This is a genomic window from Streptomyces sp. SID5785 (assembly GCF_009870065.1).
Classification (GTDB): domain Bacteria; phylum Actinomycetota; class Actinomycetes; order Streptomycetales; family Streptomycetaceae; genus Streptomyces.
This window is the reverse complement of the sequence record NZ_WWIA01001025.1, coordinates 1-1,372: the sequence shown is the minus strand read 5'-3', so window position 1 is coordinate 1,372 and position 1,372 is coordinate 1. Positions and strand designations below refer to the sequence as shown.

Below are 1,372 nucleotides of genomic sequence, written 5' to 3'. Positions count from 1 at the left end.
TGTACGCAGCATCGTCCTCCGTGTCCGCCCCGCCCCGGCCGCTGCGCACCGCCCGCACGGCGGTGGCGGGCAGCGGCCCGTACCTCGACCCCGCGCGGCCCGCGGCCCCGGCCCTGAACGGCATCGGCCGGCCGCGTCGCGCCCCGGGGGCGGGTGCGCAACCGCTCAGCGGGAGACTCGACTTGTCCGGCCCCCAGGGCGACCGGCTGCGCACGGCGATCGCCTCGGTGCACCGCATCTGCCCGGAGTTCCACCCCGTCCAGGTGCTGCGCCGCAGCCAGCGGTCCGTCCTGCTCGTCGGGACGACCGGACGCAGCACCGCGGTCGCGAAGTGTTTAGTCGATCACTCCCCCGCGTGGGCGGAGCGGATCCGGCACGAAATAGCGGCATACCGTTCGTTCGTCCGGCACCGGCCCCCGGTGCGGGTGCCGCGGCTCATCGCCGCGGACCCCGACAACGGGACGCTGGTGATCGAGCGGATGCCCGGCCGGGTGGCGGCCCTGCAACGCCATCCGGCCGAGGCACCGCCGCGGGCGGACGTGCGGGCCGCGCTCGGCGCGATCTGCCGGCTCAACCAGTGGCGGCCCCCGGCGGGCACGTTCGACGCGCCCCTGGACTACGCGGAGCGGATCAACCGCTTCCATGACCTCGGTCTGCTGACCGACCGGGACATGGGGGACCTGCAGAAGCTCCTGCACGGGATCGCGCACACCGCGGGCCGCTCCGGAATGGGCCAGTTCTGCCACGGCGACGCCCTGCTGTCGAACGTGCTGCTGTCCCCGGCCGGCCCCGTGCTCGTCGACTGGGAGCACGCGGGCTGGTACCTGCCGGGGTACGACCTCGCGACGCTGTGGTCCGTGCTCGGCGAGGACCCGGTGGCACGTCGGCAGATCAGCCAGCTCGCGCAGTCCGGCGGCCCGGCCTCGCGCGACGCGTTCCTGGTCAATCTGATGCTCGTGCTGACCCGGGAGATCCGTACCTACGAGACCGCCGTGCAGCGCTCGCTGCACGAGCAGACCCCGGCGGCGCCGGACCGGACCCCGTCCGGCGCTGCGCCGTCCGGCGAGGAGCAGCGGCTGTTGCTGCGCCGTCTGCACGACGACTGCAACATGGCCCGAAGGGCGGTGCGTGCGGCGGTCGGCACGCGCTGACGGGGACGTGGATCCGCGGTGCGCCGGGGGAACGGTGGCGCACCGCGGATCTTCGTGTTCCCGGCGCGCGCCGGTCCTCATTGGTCCATGCCACTGACGCGCCGCAGGCGGCCGCACCACCGCGCGGGAAACCCGCCCCGCGAGCCGGACACACGCCTGCTGACATGGGAAATCCCGGGAAATGCCGTGGCCCGTCAGATGATTGACGGATCGTCGGAGAG

General features: G+C 74.1%; 1 protein-coding gene. It reads left to right on the top strand.

Annotation, left to right across the window (positions count from 1 at the left end):
* A partial coding sequence (locus GTW43_RS33225) for an aminoglycoside phosphotransferase family protein (RefSeq protein WP_161305701.1) occupies positions 1–1,151 on the top strand: 1,151 nt, incomplete at its 5' end.
* Positions 1,152–1,372: the final 221 nt, after the last annotated feature.